We start from the raw sequence: 15,103 nt of genomic DNA, 5'->3' as shown, positions 1-15,103 counted from the left end.
CTGGACGCGTGAGTGAGCAGCCCTCGTCCAGCGACCACCCGGACAGCGACGACTTCGACGACATCGTCGAGGCGGAGACCACCCGAGACCCCGACCTGGCGGTGATCGAGGCCGGCAGCCGCACCCTGCGCGCGCAGGCCGGCCCGCCCCAGGGCGACCCCGTACCGGCGCGCCCCGCCGACCCGGAGGTCGACAAGGCGCTGCGGGAGGTCGAGCAGGAGCTCTCCACCCGCTGGGGCGAGACCAAGCTGGAGCCGTCCGTCCAGCGGATCGCCGCGCTGATGGACGTCCTGGGCGAGCCCCAGCGCGCGTACCCCTCCATCCACATCACGGGGACCAACGGCAAGACGTCCACGGCCCGCATGGTGGAGGCGCTGCTCGGCGCGTTCGACCTGCGCACCGGCCGGTACACCTCGCCGCACGTCCAGTCGATCACCGAGCGGATCAGCCTGGACGGCGCCCCGATCAGCGCCGAGCGGTTCGTCGAGACGTACCGGGACGTCAAGCCGTACGTCGAGATGGTCGACGGCGCCCAGGAGCACCGGCTGTCGTTCTTCGAGGTCCTCACCGGCATGGCGTACGCCGCGTTCGCCGACGCCCCGGTCGACGCGGCCGTCGTCGAGGTGGGCATGGGCGGCAGCTGGGACGCGACGAACGTCATCGACGGCTCCGTCGCCGTCGTCACGCCGATCTCCCTCGACCACACCGACCGGCTCGGCTCCACCCCCGCGGAGATCGCCGGCGAGAAGGCCGGGATCATCAAGCAGGGCGCCACCGTCATCCTGGCGCAGCAGCCGGTGGACGCGGCGCAGGTCCTGCTGAAGAAGGCCGTGGACGCCGACGCGACCGTCGCCCGCGAGGGCATGGAGTTCGGCGTCGTCGCCCGCGAGGTCGCCGTCGGCGGCCAGCTGCTGACCCTGCGCGGCCTCGGCGGCGAGTACGAGGGCGTCTTCCTCCCCCTGTACGGCGCGCACCAGGCGCACAACGCCGCGGTGGCGCTCGCCGCGGTGGAGGCGTTCTTCGGGATCGGCGCGCAGCACGCCCGCTCCCTGGACCTCGACACGGTCCGCCGGGCCTTCGCGACCGTGGCGTCGCCGGGCCGCCTGGAGGTCGTCCGGCGCAGCCCGACCGTCGTCCTGGACGCCGCGCACAACCCGGCGGGCGCGCAGGCCGCGGCGGACGGCGTCCGGGAGGCGTTCGGCTTCTCGCGGCTGATCGGCGTGGTCGGCGCGAGCGGCGACAAGGACGTGCGGGGGCTCCTCGAGGCGTTCGAGCCGATCTTCGCGGAGATCGTCGTCACGGCGAACTCCACGCCCCGCGCGATGGACCCCGACGCGCTCGCGGCGGTCGCGGTGGAGGTCTTCGGCGAGGAGCGGGTGGTCGTCGAGCCGCGCCTCGACGACGCGCTGGAGGCGGCCATCACGCTCGCCGAGGAAGAGGGCGAGTTCGCGGGCGCGGGCGTGCTGGTGACAGGTTCGGTGATCACGGTCGGGGAAGCCCGGCTGCTCCTGGGGAAGGGCTGACACCCATGCGTACGCTCTGCGCCTCGACGCTGATCGGCGAGTTCTTCGTGATCGGCTTCGCGGGGCTGGTCGCGATGAAGGACGACACCCTGGCCATGGGCACGGTGTGGGCGGTGTGCGGCACCGCGATGGTGCTGTCCGTCCTGCTGTGCGGCATGATCGGCCGCCCCGGCGGGGTCCAGCTGGGCTGGGCGCTCCAGATCGCCCTCGTCCTGAGCGGCTTCGTCGTCCCGGTCATGTTCTTCCTCGGCGCGGTCTTCGCGGGCCTGTGGTGGGCGTCCCTCCACTTCGGCCGCAAGATCGACGAGGCGAAGGCCCGCTGGGCCGCCGCCGAGGCCGAGGCCGGGGCCCCGTAGCTCCCGGGGAGGCGGGTGCCGCGCCGCCCGTCACACCGGGTAACCTCGGGCGGAACCGCACACCCCGGCCGGCAAGGAGCCGCACACCATGACCCAGCGCACCCTCGTCCTCCTCAAGCCCGACGCCGTCCGGCGCGGGCTGATCGGCGAGATCATCGGCCGTATCGAGCGCAAGGCCGGCTGGACCATCGGCGCGCTGGAGCTGCGCACGCTCGACCAGGACACGCTGGAGCAGCACTACGGCGAGCACCGGGGCAAGCCCTTCTACGAGCCGCTCGTCGCGTTCATGTCCTCCGGCCCCGTCGTCGCGATGGTCGTCGAGGGGGAGCGGGTCATCGAGGGCGTGCGCCGGCTGGCCGGCCCGACGGACCCGATCGCCGCGGAGCCCGGCTCCATCCGGGGCGACTACGGCACCATCGTCCGGGAGAACCTGATCCACGCCTCGGACTCCGAGGAGTCCGCCATTCGGGAACTCAAGATTTTCTTCCCCGGCCTTTCCTGACCCGCTGTCAGCCATACGCGCTCATGACCTGGGGCGACCGAGTGGAATTTCGGTCGCCCCGCGGCATATGACGGAGTGGATCGGGAACGCATCGCCCCGACATCTCGTCACCTGTATAGAGGCGGACCACCGCGCCGTGTTCGCGGAAGCGGCACTACGATGGAATCCTCCGCTCCACACGATCCAGCGCGCCGTCCTGAGAAGCCGTCAACGCTCTATGGGAAGGCCCGGCGCTCCTCATGGGAAACAAGGGGAACTCAATGTCGTTCATCGGCCGTGACATGGCTGTCGACCTCGGGACCGCCAACACGCTGGTGTACGTCAGGGGTCGCGGCATCGTCCTCAACGAGCCGTCGGTCGTCGCCATCAACACCAATACCGGTGGCATCCTGGCGGTCGGCGCGGAGGCGAAGAAGATGATCGGCCGCACCCCCGGCAACATCGTCGCGGTGCGGCCGCTGAAGGACGGTGTGATCGCGGACTTCGAGATCACCGAGCGAATGCTGCGCTACTTCATCCTGAAAATCCACAAGCGCCGCTACCTGGCCCGCCCCCGCGTCGTCGTCTGCGTGCCGTCCGGCATCACGGGCGTCGAGCGCCGCGCGGTCATCGAGGCGTCCACCCAGGCCGGCGCCCGGCAGGTGCACATCATCGAGGAGCCGATGGCGGCCGCCATCGGCTCGGGCCTGCCCGTCCACGAGGCCACCGGCAACATGGTCGTCGACATCGGCGGCGGCACGACCGAGGTCGCCGTCATCTCCCTCGGCGGAATCGTCACCGCGCAGTCCATCCGGGTCGCCGGCGACGAGCTGGACAACGCGATCATCCAGCACGTCAAGAAGGAGTACAGCCTCCTCCTCGGCGAGCGCACCGCCGAGCAGATCAAGATCACCATCGGTTCGGCGTACGACTTCGGCGAGGACGAGCACACCGAGATCCGCGGCCGCGACCTGGTCTCCGGCCTGCCGAAGACCGTCGTCATCTCCGCCTCGGAGGTCCGCAAGGCCATCGAGGAGCCCGTCAACGCCATCGTCGACGCCGTGAAGACGACCCTCGACAAGTGCCCGCCCGAGCTGTCCGGCGACATCATGGACCGCGGCATCGTCCTCACCGGCGGCGGTGCCCTGCTGCGCGGCCTCGACGAGCGGCTGCGCCAGGAGACCGGCATGCCCATCCACATCGCCGAGGACCCGCTGGACTCGGTGGCGCTGGGCTCCGGCAAGTGCGTCGAGGAGTTCGAGGCGCTCCAGCAGGTCCTGGACGCCCAGCCCCGCAGATAGCGCATGCACGATCAGCCGTACGGGTGTCGTCGAACCCGTACGGCTGATCGTTGGTATAACGGCACAAACATTCCTACGAGGAAGGCACGGCCGCCCCACGTGAGGGACACGAAAGAGAGCCGGCTGCTTCTGGCGCTTCTGGTCGCCGTCGCGTTCGCGCTGATCACGGTGGACATCCGCGGTGGCGAGGAGTCACCGGTCGACGGGGCCCGGCGCGCCGCCGCCGCCGTCTTCGGCCCGGTCGAGAACAGCGTCGCGTCCGCGGTGGACCCGATCGGCAACGCGATCGGGGCCGTACGGGACTCCGGCGAGCGCCACAACCGCATCGCGCAGCTGGAGAAGGAGAACGCCGAGCTGAAGGCGAGGCTCGGCAGCGACGACCGCAACCGCAACCGCGTGCGCGAACTGGACAAGCTGCTCAGGACGGCCGGCGCGGGGCAGTACGGCATCAAGGCGGCCGAGGTCATCGCCATAGGAGCCGCCCAGGGCTTCTCCTGGACGGTCACCATCGACGCCGGCTCCCAGGACGGCATCCGCCGCGACATGACCGTCATCAACGGCGACGGCCTCGTCGGCCGCGTCACCACCGTCGGCCCCTCCACCTCCACCGTGCTCCTGGCCAACGACCCGGACTTCACGGTCGGCACGCGGATAGAGCGCACCAACGAGCTGGGCTTCGCCACCGGCCAGGGCGACCGCCCGCTGTCCGTGCAACTCCTCAACGGCAAGGCCAAGGTGAAGCCCGGCGACCGGCTCGTCACCTTCGGCTCCCAGGCCGACCGCCCCTTCGTGCCCGGCGTGCCCGTCGGCGAGGTCATCCGCGTCGACCCGTCCAGCGGCGACCTGACCCGCCGCCTGTTCGTCCGCTCCTACGCCGGGTTCAGCCGCCTCGACATCGTCGGCGTCGTCGTCCAGGCGCCCCGCACCGACCCGCGCGACACGGTCCTGCCCGCCAAGCCGAAGCCCGCCCCGACGGTCACCGTGACGGTCACCCCGTCCCCGACCGGCGAACAGCCCCCCGGGGAGCAGCCGCAGGGCGAACGGGACGGGCAGATGAACGCCCAGCCGGGCGTGACCCCCCGCGCCGACGAGCAGGACCAGGAGTAACCCCATGCGTCTCAACCGGATCCTGCTCTCCAGCACCCTGGTCGTCGTCGCCCTCGTCGTCCAGGTCTCCGTCCTCGCCCGCCTCCACCTGCCCGGCGCCGTCCCCGACCTGATCCTGCTGACCGTCCTCGGCCTGTCCATGGTGTACGGGCACGTCAGCGGCGCCCTCGTCGGCTTCGCCGCCGGCCTCCTCGCCGACCTCGCCCCGCCCGCCGACCACGCCGTCGGTCGCTACGCCCTCGTCCTGTGCGTCGTCGGCTATGTCGCGGGGCTCACCAAGCCGGAGAACGGCCAGCCCCGGTCCGCGGCCGGTCCGATGGTCATGGTCGTCGCCGCCGCGATCGGCTCCACCCTGCTGTACGCGGGCGTCGGCGCCCTCGTCGGCGACACCGGGGCCCGCCACGTCGGCCTCGCCTCGCTGATCCTCACCGCCGTCGTCTACGACCTGCTGCTCGCCCCGTTCACCGTGCCGTGGATCATGGCGCTGGCCCGCCGCGCCGACAACGACCCGCTCGCCGAGCCCGCCGCCGGCGACCTCGCCGCCGGCTGGACGGCCGGCGGCACCGGACTGCGCCTCGGCGGCCGGCGGGGCGGACTGCGCGCCCGGGCCGCCCGCGGCAGAGCCGCCCGCGCCACCCGCATCAAGGGGGTCAAGCGCCTGTGACACCGGCCCGACCCCGACGAGAGCGGCACGCGACACGAACGAACCGAGGCACCCAGGGGAGGGAGTCGTGAGCAACATCCCCGAGACGGGCCGGACCCCGCGGGTCCAGATCCGCCTCGTCGTCATCCAGGTCCTGGTCTTCTCCCTGCTCCTCACCCTCCTCGGCCGCCTGTGGTACCTCCAGATCCGCAACGGCGAGGAGTACACCGACGAGGCGAAGAACAACCACGTCCAGCAGGTCGTCCAGCCCGCCGTCCGCGGCACCATCCTCGACGCCCGCGGCGTGCCCCTCGCCGACAACGAGACCCGCCTCGTCGTCTCCGCCTCCCGCACCGAGCTCATGCGCATGAAGGACCGCGGCAAGGGCGTCCTGACCCGCCTCGCCGGCGTCCTCGGCATGACGCCCAAGGAGGTCATGGACAAGGTCCGCCTCTGCGACGCCGAGACCCCCCAGCCCTGCTGGAACGGCTCCCCCTACCAGCCGATCCCCGTCACCGACGAGGCCACCACCCAGCAGGCCCTGCAGATCCGCGAACGGGCCGAGGACTTCCCCGGCATCACCGCCGAACCCACCGCCGTACGCCGCTACCCGGCCCCCGGCAAGGCCCGCACCGCGCAGGTCCTCGGCTACCTCTCGCCCGTCACCGACGAGGAGATCGAGAAGGCCAAGGACACCGACTCGCCCTTCCTCCGCTCCGACCAGGTCGGCCGCTCCGGCATCGAGCGCACGTACGACAAGTACCTGCGCGGCAAGGCCGGCGTCACCCGCTACGAGGTCGACAACCTCGGCCGCGTCCTCGGCCAGGCGGAGAACGACCCCACGGTGCCCGGCTCCACCCTCGTCACCTCCATCGACGCCCGCGTCCAGGCCGTCGCCGAGTACGAGCTCCACCACGCGATGAAGACCGTCCGGAAGGAGACCGACAGGATCACCGGACGGCCGTACAAGGCCGACGCCGGCGCCGTCGTCGTCATGGAGTCCAAGACCGGCCGCGTCGTCGCGATGGCCTCCCAGCCCGACTACGACCCCAACGCCTGGGTCGGCGGCATCTCCGGCAAGGAGTACGCCAGGCTCACCAGCAAGAACTCCAACTACCCGCTGCTCAACCGGGCCATCCAGGGCCAGGCACCCGCCGGCTCCGTCTTCAAGGTGGTCTCGGCGAGCGCGGCCGTACGGGCCGGCTACCCCTTCGACGACCGCTACAACTGCAGCAGCTCCTACAGCCTCGGCGGCCGGAGCTTCGCGAACTTCGAGTCCAAGGGGCACGGCCCCATCACCCTCGGCGACGCCCTCAAGTTCTCCTGCAACACCGTCTTCTACGCCCTCGGCCACAAGGAGTGGCAGCGCGACGGCGGCCTCAAGCCGAACAAGGACGCCCACGACTGGTTCTACCGGACCGCCCGCGAGTTCGGATTCGGCTCCGAGACCGGCATCGACCTGCCCAACGAGGTCACCGGCCGCATCCCCGACCGCCAGTGGAAGCAGAGGTTCTGGCAGGCCAACAAGGACGCCTGGTGCAAGCAGGGCAAGAAGGGCGGCTCCTACGTCCAGCAGATCGCCTACGAGAACTGCCTCGAAGGCAACCAGCTGAAGGCCTTCGACAGCATCAACTTCGCCATCGGCCAGGGCGACGTCCTCATCACCCCCGTCCAGCTGGCCACCGCCTACGCCGCCATCAGCAACGGCGGCACCCTCTACGAACCCACCGTCGGCAAGGCCGTGATCAGCCCCGACGGCAAGAAGGTCCAGGAGATCAAGCCCAAGGCCCGCGGCAGGCTGCCCGTCGACGCCGAGACCATCAGCGACCTCGACAAGGGCCTGCGCTCCGTCGTCGAGCCCGGCGGCACCGCCGCCTGGCGGTTCGGCGGCTGGCCCCAGGACAAGATCCCGATGCGCGCCAAGACCGGCACCGCCCAGGTCTACGGCAAGCAGACCACCTCGTGGTTCGCCACCTACACCGACGACTACACGATCGTCATGACCATCTCCCAGGGAGGCACCGGCTCCGGCGCCTCCGGCCCCGCCGTCCGCAACATCTACGACGCCCTCTACGGCCTCGACGACGAGGGCAACCAGGACCTCAAGCGGGCCCTCCTGCCCAAGCCGCAGAAGGACCTGCCGAAGATCCTGCCCGACGGCTCCATCGAGGCGCCCACCGTCAAGCCGTACGACCCCGAATTGCAGAAGCCCAAGAAGGGCGACGGGCAGGACGACGGACGACAGGGCCTCGCCGGCCCGCCGGTCTGGAGGGACTGACCGACCACCATGCCCGGAAACAACGCCTTCTCCGTCCCCCGCTACGCCCCCGAACCCGGCGGCCTGTGGGCCAGGCTCACCGCCCGCGACTCCCTGGTGCGCCGCCTCGACTGGCCGCTGATGTTCTCGGCGCTCGCCCTGTCCCTCGTCGGCGCGCTCCTCGTGTGGTCGGCCACCCGCAACCGCACGGAACTCAACCAGGGCGACCCGTACTCGTTCCTCTTCAAGCACCTGCTGAACACCAGCATCGGCATCGTCCTGATGGCCGGCACGATCTGGCTCGGCCACCGGACCCTGCGCGGCGCCGTCCCCTTCCTGTACGGCCTCTCGGTCGTGCTCGTCCTGCTCGTCCTCACCCCGCTCGGCGCCACCATCAACGGCGCCCACGCGTGGATCGTCCTCGGCGGCGGCTTCTCCCTCCAGCCCTCCGAGTTCGTGAAGGTCACGATCATCCTCGGCATGGCGATGCTGCTCGCGGCCCGCGTCGACGCCGGGGACCAGCTCCACCCCGACCACCGCACCGTCGCCAAGTCCCTGGTCATCGCCGTCATCCCGATGGCGATCGTCATGCTGATGCCGGACCTCGGCTCCGTGATGGTCATGGTCGTGATCGTCCTGGGCGTGCTCCTCGCCTCCGGCGCCTCCAACCGGTGGGTCTTCGGCCTGATCGGCGCCGGCATCACCGGCGCGGTCCTCGTCGCCGCCCTCGGCGTCCTCGACGAGTACCAGATCAACCGCTTCGCCGCGTTCGCCAACCCCGAACTCGACCCCGCGGGCGTCGGCTACAACACCAACCAGGCCCGCATCGCCATCGGCTCCGGCGGCCTGTACGGCGCGGGCCTGTTCAACGGCCACCAGACCACCGGCCAGTTCGTCCCCGAACAGCAGACCGACTTCATCTTCACCGTCGCCGGCGAGGAACTCGGCTTCCTCGGCGCCGGCACGATCATCGCCCTCCTCGGCCTCGTCATGTGGCGCGCCTGCCGCATCGCCCGCGAGACCACCGAGCTGTACGGCACGATCGTCGCCGCCGGCGTCATCGCCTGGTTCGCCTTCCAGTCCTTCGAGAACATCGGCATGACCCTCGGCATCATGCCCGTCGCCGGCCTCCCCCTGCCGTTCGTCTCCTACGGCGGCTCCTCCATGTTCGCCGTGTGGATCGCCGTCGGCCTGCTCCAGTCCATCCGCTCCCAGCGCCCCATAACGGCATAGACGCACCGGGGCACAACGGTCCAACGCCGCCGTGGACTACATTCGGTACATGGCGGATACGAAACGCGAAACCGAGCGAAAGTACGAAGCCACCACCGACACCCGGGTGCCGGACCTCACCCGGGTCCGCGCCGTGTCCCGCGTCGCCGACGCGGGCACCGCGGACCTCGACGCGGTCTACTACGACACCCCGGACCTGCGCCTCGCCGCGCACTCCATCACCCTGCGCCGCCGCACCGGCGGCGGCGACGCGGGCTGGCACCTGAAACTGCCCGTCACCCCCGGCGTCCGCGACGAGATCCACGCCCCCCTCGGCGACGAGGTGCCGCAGACCCTCGCCGCACTCGTCCGGGCCCGCACCCGCGGCCGGACCCTCACCCCCGTCGTACGGCTGCGCTCCTCCCGGGACGTGCGCCACCTCCTCGACGGCGACGGCACCCTCCTCGCCGAACTGAGCACCGACACCGTCCACGCCGAACGCCTCACCGACGGCGGCGGCACCGCCCACTGGACCGAGATCGAGGTGGAACTCGCCGACGGCGGCGACCCGGCCCTGCTGGACGCCGTCGACAAGCGCCTGCGCAAGGCCGGCGTCCACCCCGCCGGCTCCCCGTCCAAACTCGCCAGGGCCCTGGAAGAGACCGGCACCCCGCCCCGCACCGCCCCACCCGCGGCACACGACACGGCCGGCGACCACGTCCTGGCCCACCTCCGCGCCCAGGTCGACGCCCTCCTCACCCACGACGCCGGCCTGCGCCGCGACCAGCCCGACGCCGTCCACCGGATGCGCGTCGCCACCCGCCGCCTGCGCAGCACCTTCCGCAGCCACCGCAGGGTCCTGGACCGGGAGGCCACCGACCCGCTCGCGGACGAGCTCCGGTGGCTGGCCACCGAGCTCGGCGTGGAACGCGACCAGGAAGTACTCGACGAACGCCTGCGGAAAGCCCTCGACGCCGTCCCCCGCACCCTCCTGCTCGGCCCGGTCCACGGCCGCCTCCGCCGCTGGTCCACCGCCCGCACCGCCGGCTCCCGCGGCCGCCTCCTGGAGATCCTCGACGGCGACCGCTACCTGGCCCTCCTCGACGGCCTGGACGCCCTCCTCGCCGACCCGCCGCTGCGCCCCGCCGCGGCGAAGGCCCCCGAGAAGATCCTCGCCAAGGCCGTCACGAAGGACCACGCCCGGGTGGCGGCCCGCCTCGAACGCGCCCTGGCACTCGCCCCCGGCCACGACCGGGACGTGGCCCTGCACGAGACCCGCAAGGCCGCCAAACGCGCCCGCTACGCCGCCGAACTCGCCGTCCCCGCCCTCGGCGGGCCCGCACGGCGCTGCGCCAAGGGCATGAAGGCGGTCCAGCAGCTCCTCGGCGACCACCAGGACAGCGTCGTCGCACGTGAGGCCCTGCGGGACCTCGGCGTCCAGGCCAACGGCGCGGCGGAGTCGTCCTTCACCTGGGGCCTGCTCTACGCCAGGGAGGAGGCCGAGGCCGCCGCCCGCGAACGCGAGCTGCCGGACGTGTGGGCCAAGGCGCAGGCGCGGAGCCTCGGCGGCTGAGCCGTTCGCCGTACCGGGGGGCGGCCCCGGGCGCGTTACGCTTGAGGGCCGCCCCCGTCAGCTCACGAAGGTTCCCCGAAATGCCTGAGTCGGTCTTCCCACAGCTCGAAGCTCTGCTCCCGCATGTGCAGAAGCCGATCCAGTACGTCGGCGGCGAGCTCAACTCCACGGTCAAGCCCTGGGAGAGCTGCGACGTCCGCTGGGCCCTCATGTACCCCGACGCGTACGAGGTCGGCCTGCCCAACCAGGGCGTCATGATCCTCTACGAGGTACTGAACGAGCGCGAGGGCGTCCTCGCCGAGCGCACCTACAGCGTGTGGCCGGACCTCGAGAAGCTGATGCGCGAGAACGGCGTGCCGCAGTTCACCGTGGACGGCCACCGCCCGGTCGGCGCGTTCGACGTCTTCGGCCTCAGCTTCTCGACCGAGCTGGGCTACACCAACATGCTCACGGCCCTGGACCTCGCCGGCATCCCGCTGGAGGCGAAGGACCGCGGCATCGACCACCCGATCGTCCTCGCCGGCGGCCACGCCGCGTTCAACCCCGAGCCGATCGCGGACTTCATCGACGCCGCGGTGATCGGCGACGGCGAGCAGGCCGTCCTGGAGATCACCGACATCATCCGCGCCTGGAAGGCCGAGGGCCGTCCCGGCGGCCGCGAGGAGGTCCTCTTCCGCCTGGCCAGGACCGGCAGCGTGTACATCCCGCGCTTCTACGACGTGGAGTACCTGCCGGACGGCCGCATCGGCCGCGTCGTGCCCAACAAGTCCGGCGTGCCGTGGCGCGTGTCGAAGCACACCGTCATGGACCTCGACGAGTGGCCGTACCCGAAGCAGCCCCTCGTCCCGCTCGCCGAGACGGTCCACGAGCGGATGTCCGTCGAGATCTTCCGCGGCTGCACCCGCGGCTGCCGTTTCTGCCAGGCCGGCATGATCACGCGCCCCGTGCGGGAGCGAAGCATCACCGGCATCGGCGAGATGGTCGACAAGGGCCTCAAGGCGACCGGCTTCGAGGAGGTCGGCCTGCTCTCCCTGTCCTCCGCGGACCACTCCGAGATCGGCGACGTCGCCAAGGGCCTCGCGGACCGCTACGAGGACGACAAGATCGGCCTGTCGCTCCCCTCCACCCGCGTCGACGCGTTCAACGTCGACCTGGCCAACGAGCTGACGCGCAACGGCCGCCGGTCCGGCCTCACCTTCGCCCCCGAGGGCGGGTCCGAGCGCCTGCGCAAGGTCATCAACAAGATGGTCTCGGAGGAGGACCTGATCCGCACGGTCGCCACGGCGTACGGCAACGGCTGGCGCCAGGTGAAGCTGTACTTCATGTGCGGCCTCCCCACGGAGACCGACGACGACGTCCTCCAGATCGCCGACATGGCGGCGAACGTCATCGCCAAGGGCCGCGAGGTGGCGAAGTCCAACGACATCCGCTGCACGGTCTCCATCGGCGGTTTCGTCCCCAAGCCGCACACGCCGTTCCAGTGGGCGCCGCAGCTGTCCGCCGAGGAGACGGACGCCCGCCTGGAGAAGCTCCGCGACAAGATCCGCGGCGACAAGAAGTACGGCCGCTCGATCGGCTTCCGCTACCACGACGGCAAGCCGGGCATCGTCGAGGGCCTCCTGTCGCGCGGCGACCGCCGCGTCGGCGCCGTCATCCGCGCCGTGTTCGAGGACGGCGGCCGCTTCGACGGCTGGCGCGAGCACTTCAGCTACGACCGCTGGATGGAGTGCGCCGAGAAGACGCTGCCGCAGTACGGCGTCGACGTCGACTGGTACACGACGCGCGAGCGCTCCTACGAGGAGGTCCTGCCCTGGGACCACCTGGACTCCGGCCTGGACAAGGACTGGCTGTGGGAGGACTGGCAGGACGCCCTCGACGAGACCGAGGTCGAGGACTGCCGCTGGACGCCCTGCTTCGATTGCGGCGTGTGTCCCCAGATGGACACCCACATCCAGATCGGCCCGACCGGCAAGAAGCTGCTGCCGCTCACGGTCGTCAAGTGACCGGTGGCGGCCGGACGGTGACCGACCGTCGCCCGCTCGCGCGGGGATGAGCCGAGAGCGCCGCCACCGAAGGCCGTGAAGCGGTCCGCGACGGCCCGCCCGGGAAACCTCCGGGCGGGCCGTCGCGTCGTGGGGGGTATGGAACCGGAGAGGCGCCCACCGAGGCGCGAACCCGAAGGCTGCCTGGTGGCGGCCGTCAGACTGCCCGTGCGGATCGTCGTCCTGGTCGTCGTCGTCCCCGTCCGGATGGCGTGGGACGTCCTCGTCCTGTGCGCGCGGACCCTGCACCGCGCGGTCCTGCGCCCCCTCGGCCGCCTCCTCGTCGTGATCCCGCTCACGTGGCTGTGGCGCCACGTGCTGACCCCGCTGGGCCGGGGCCTGGCCTGGCTGGTCGAGTACCTCCTCGTCGTCCCCCTGGTGTGGCTGTGGCGGCGGGTGCTGGAGCCGGTGGGCGTGGGGATCGCCCGGTTCCTGGCGGCGCTGGTCGGGTACGGGCTGGTGGTACCCGCCCGGTGGGTGTGGCGGTGGCTGCTGACCCCGCTGGGCCGGGGGGTCGTCTGGCTGGTCGGGTACCTCGTCGTGGTTCCCGCGCGGTGGGTGTGGCGATGGGTGCTCGCGCCCGTGGGGCGGGGCGTCGCCTGGCTGCTGCGGGCCCTGGTCGTGCTGCCGCTGGGCGCCCTGTGGCGGTGGGTGCTCGTCCCGCTGGGCCGGGGGCTGGCGGTCCTCGGCCGGGAGGCCGTCGCCGCGTTCGCCGTGGCCTGGCGGGTCGCCGGGTACGTGTCGCGCGCCGTGGGGCGCGCGCTCCGGTGGGCGGCGTGGCAGGCGGTGGGCCGTCCGGCCCGCTGGTTCTACCGCGGGGTGTGCACGCCCGTCGGCCACTTCGTCCGCGACGCGGTGTGGCGCCCGGTCCGCGACACCGCCCGCGCCGCGCTCGCCTCCGCCCGCGACACGGTGCGTCGCGCGCTGTTCGGCGCGGGTCCCGTCCCGCGGCCCGTGGGAAAGGGTGCTGTTCCTGCGCGTACCCTGGGTAGTACAACGAATGCCCCCGGCGCGGCGCCCGCCCCCGAGGTCTCCCCGCACCGGCGGGGGTGATCCGGGCGGGTCCCCCGGGGCATCCACCGCATCCGGTGGGCGGCGCGCCACCGCGTCGCCCCGCACCGAGGAGAAGAACCACTGGGCAAGCGACAGCCCGAAGGCCCGCCGCCCGCACCGGCGGTGCAGCGCATCCGACTGCGCTACACCAAGCGCGGCCGCCTCCGGTTCACCAGCCATCGAGACTTCCAGCGCGCGTTCGAGCGCGCGCTGCGCCGCGCCGGGGTGCCCATGGCGTACTCGGCCGGCTTCACCCCCCATCCCAAGGTGTCGTACGCGAACGCCGCGCCGACCGGTACGGCCTCCGAGGCCGAGTACCTGGAGATCGCGCTCACCGAGCCGCGCGACCCCGCGAAGCTGCGGGAGCTGCTCGACGAGTCCCTGCCCGACGGCCTCGACATCGTCGACGCCGTCGAGGCCCGCGCCTCCGGCCTCGCCGACCGCCTCACCGCCTCCGTGTGGGAGCTGCGGCTCGACGGGGTCGACCCGGCCGACGCCGAGCGGGCCGTCGCCGCGTTCCTCGCGGCGGACACCGTGGACGTGCAGCGCATGACCAAGAACGGTCTGCGCACCTTCGACGCCCGTGCCGCCGTGGCGGGGCTCGAAACCGTCCCCGCTTCGGCCGATAGGCCGCTGGACGGCCCCTGTGCGATACTGCGGCTGGTTGTTCGGCACGTGACACCTGCCGTCCGACCCGACGACGTCCTGTCCGGTCTCCGAGCTGTGGCCGACCTGGCGCCGCCGGTCCCCGCAGCGGTGACCAGGCTGGCGCAGGGGCTCTTCGACGAGGAGTCCGGCACGGTGACCGACCCGCTCGCGCCCGACCGCGAGGCAGTCACGGCCGCCCTTTCCCGGGCCGCCGGACCCGCCGCCGCGACGGCGCCGGAAGGTGCAGGTTCCGCGTAGGAGCGGTCGTCGAAGCGCGGCCCTGGCACTCGGGAGCCACCTGGGTCCGGCCGCGTACAGACACAGGAGACTTTCGCCAGGCCGTACGCACAAGGCGTACGGAACCGGCGAGCCAGACATACAGCTCCCGTGCGGCGCCCGCGCCCCGGACGGCGGCCACCGCGCATCACGCGGTGCCGCGGCCGGACCGGACACAGGCGCGGCGCCCGGGAGCGTGACGGGAGAACCGCCCGCATGCTCGAGCCGAACGAAACCGGCACCGCCGGTATCAACGAGGACAACCACACACCCAGCGACACGCTGCCGCCGCGCCGCAGGCGCCGCGCCGCGTCACGCCCCGCCGGCCCGCCGGCCGCGGCGGACACCACCCCCGAGACCGTCGTGTCCACGGTCGCCCCGGCCACCGAGGCCGCCGCGTCCGACACGCCCGCCGCCGGGGACGCGTCCGAGGCCACGGCACCGGCGCGTCCGCGTCGCCGCGCCACCCGCAAGGCCACCGCGCCCGCCGCCGAGGAGGCGCAGGCCGCTCCGGCCGCCGCGCCCGAGGCGCCGGCCGCCGAGGCGCCGGCCGCCGAGGCGCCGGCCGCCGAGGAGCCGGCCGCTCCGGCCCGTACGCGTCGTCGTGCGACCCGGAAGGCGACCGCGCCGG

12 protein-coding genes and 1 pseudogene are annotated in these 15,103 nt (G+C 72.3%); all 13 read left to right on the top strand.

The genetic code is table 11. The features are described from left to right. Positions 1 to 8 precede the first annotated feature (8 nt). Positions 9 to 1,523, top strand: a complete 1,515-nt coding sequence (gene folC, locus IE106_RS21540; RefSeq protein ID WP_189536606.1) for a bifunctional tetrahydrofolate synthase/dihydrofolate synthase — start codon at positions 9 to 11, stop codon at positions 1,521 to 1,523. A 5-nt stretch (positions 1,524 to 1,528) separates the two neighbouring features. Continuing rightward, entirely contained in the window at positions 1,529 to 1,879 is a 351-nt protein-coding gene (locus tag IE106_RS21535) for a DUF4233 domain-containing protein (RefSeq protein WP_189536604.1), read from the top strand. Positions 1,880 to 1,967: 88 nt separating this feature from the next. After that, entirely contained in the window at positions 1,968 to 2,381 is a 414-nt protein-coding gene (ndk, locus tag IE106_RS21530; RefSeq protein WP_189536602.1) for a nucleoside-diphosphate kinase, read from the top strand. A 260-nt stretch (positions 2,382 to 2,641) separates the two neighbouring features. Beyond that, positions 2,642 to 3,661, top strand: a complete 1,020-nt coding sequence (locus IE106_RS21525; protein ID WP_189536600.1) for a rod shape-determining protein — start codon at positions 2,642 to 2,644, stop codon at positions 3,659 to 3,661. A gap of 99 nt (positions 3,662 to 3,760) precedes the next feature. After that, the gene (gene mreC / locus IE106_RS21520; RefSeq protein WP_189536599.1) at positions 3,761 to 4,768 is read left to right on the top strand and encodes a rod shape-determining protein MreC; all 1,008 of its coding nucleotides are present in this window, start codon (positions 3,761 to 3,763) and stop codon (positions 4,766 to 4,768) included. A 4-nt stretch (positions 4,769 to 4,772) separates the two neighbouring features. After that, positions 4,773 to 5,432, top strand: coding sequence for a rod shape-determining protein MreD (mreD, locus tag IE106_RS21515; protein WP_189536596.1), 660 nt, complete (start codon positions 4,773 to 4,775; stop codon positions 5,430 to 5,432). A 67-nt stretch (positions 5,433 to 5,499) separates the two neighbouring features. Further along, positions 5,500 to 7,689: a penicillin-binding protein 2 gene (mrdA, locus tag IE106_RS21510; RefSeq protein ID WP_189536593.1), complete on the top strand. Its 2,190-nt coding sequence runs from the start codon at positions 5,500 to 5,502 to the stop codon at positions 7,687 to 7,689. Between the two features lie 9 nt (positions 7,690 to 7,698). Continuing rightward, positions 7,699 to 8,901, top strand: coding sequence for a rod shape-determining protein RodA (gene rodA, locus IE106_RS21505; protein ID WP_189536592.1), 1,203 nt, complete (start codon positions 7,699 to 7,701; stop codon positions 8,899 to 8,901). Positions 8,902 to 8,950: 49 nt separating this feature from the next. Further along, a complete protein-coding gene (locus tag IE106_RS21500) occupies positions 8,951 to 10,453 on the top strand; it encodes a CYTH and CHAD domain-containing protein (RefSeq protein WP_189536590.1) in 1,503 nt (500 codons plus the stop codon). 80 nt (positions 10,454 to 10,533) lie between these two features. Then, positions 10,534 to 12,456 carry a TIGR03960 family B12-binding radical SAM protein gene (locus IE106_RS21495; protein WP_189536589.1) on the top strand — a complete coding sequence of 641 codons (1,923 nt, stop codon included), beginning with the start codon at positions 10,534 to 10,536 and terminating at the stop codon, positions 12,454 to 12,456. A gap of 186 nt (positions 12,457 to 12,642) precedes the next feature. Then, the gene (locus IE106_RS21490) at positions 12,643 to 13,548 is read left to right on the top strand and encodes a hypothetical protein (RefSeq protein WP_189536587.1); all 906 of its coding nucleotides are present in this window, start codon (positions 12,643 to 12,645) and stop codon (positions 13,546 to 13,548) included. Positions 13,549 to 13,671: 123 nt separating this feature from the next. Then, positions 13,672 to 14,454 carry a TIGR03936 family radical SAM-associated protein gene (locus tag IE106_RS21485; protein ID WP_189536584.1) on the top strand — a complete coding sequence of 261 codons (783 nt, stop codon included), beginning with the start codon at positions 13,672 to 13,674 and terminating at the stop codon, positions 14,452 to 14,454. A 234-nt stretch (positions 14,455 to 14,688) separates the two neighbouring features. After that, a pseudogene (locus IE106_RS21480) lies at positions 14,689 to 15,103 on the top strand (Rne/Rng family ribonuclease); the annotation flags it as partial.

This window comes from Streptomyces roseolilacinus (assembly GCF_014649335.1).
Taxonomy (GTDB): domain Bacteria; phylum Actinomycetota; class Actinomycetes; order Streptomycetales; family Streptomycetaceae; genus Streptomyces; species Streptomyces roseolilacinus.
The sequence above is the reverse complement of the archived record's forward strand: the minus strand, read 5'-3'. Positions and strand labels throughout refer to the sequence as shown.

Coding starts and splice junctions, on each gene's coding strand:
- IE106_RS21535 (WP_189536604.1), top strand. CDS start 1,529: ATGCGTACGCTCTGCGCCTCGACGCTGATCGGCGAGTTCTTCGTGATC.
- ndk (WP_189536602.1), top strand. CDS start 1,968: ATGACCCAGCGCACCCTCGTCCTCCTCAAGCCCGACGCCGTCCGGCGC.
- IE106_RS21525 (WP_189536600.1), top strand. CDS start 2,642: ATGTCGTTCATCGGCCGTGACATGGCTGTCGACCTCGGGACCGCCAAC.
- mreD (WP_189536596.1), top strand. CDS start 4,773: ATGCGTCTCAACCGGATCCTGCTCTCCAGCACCCTGGTCGTCGTCGCC.
- rodA (WP_189536592.1), top strand. CDS start 7,699: ATGCCCGGAAACAACGCCTTCTCCGTCCCCCGCTACGCCCCCGAACCC.
- IE106_RS21500 (WP_189536590.1), top strand. CDS start 8,951: ATGGCGGATACGAAACGCGAAACCGAGCGAAAGTACGAAGCCACCACC.
- IE106_RS21495 (WP_189536589.1), top strand. CDS start 10,534: ATGCCTGAGTCGGTCTTCCCACAGCTCGAAGCTCTGCTCCCGCATGTG.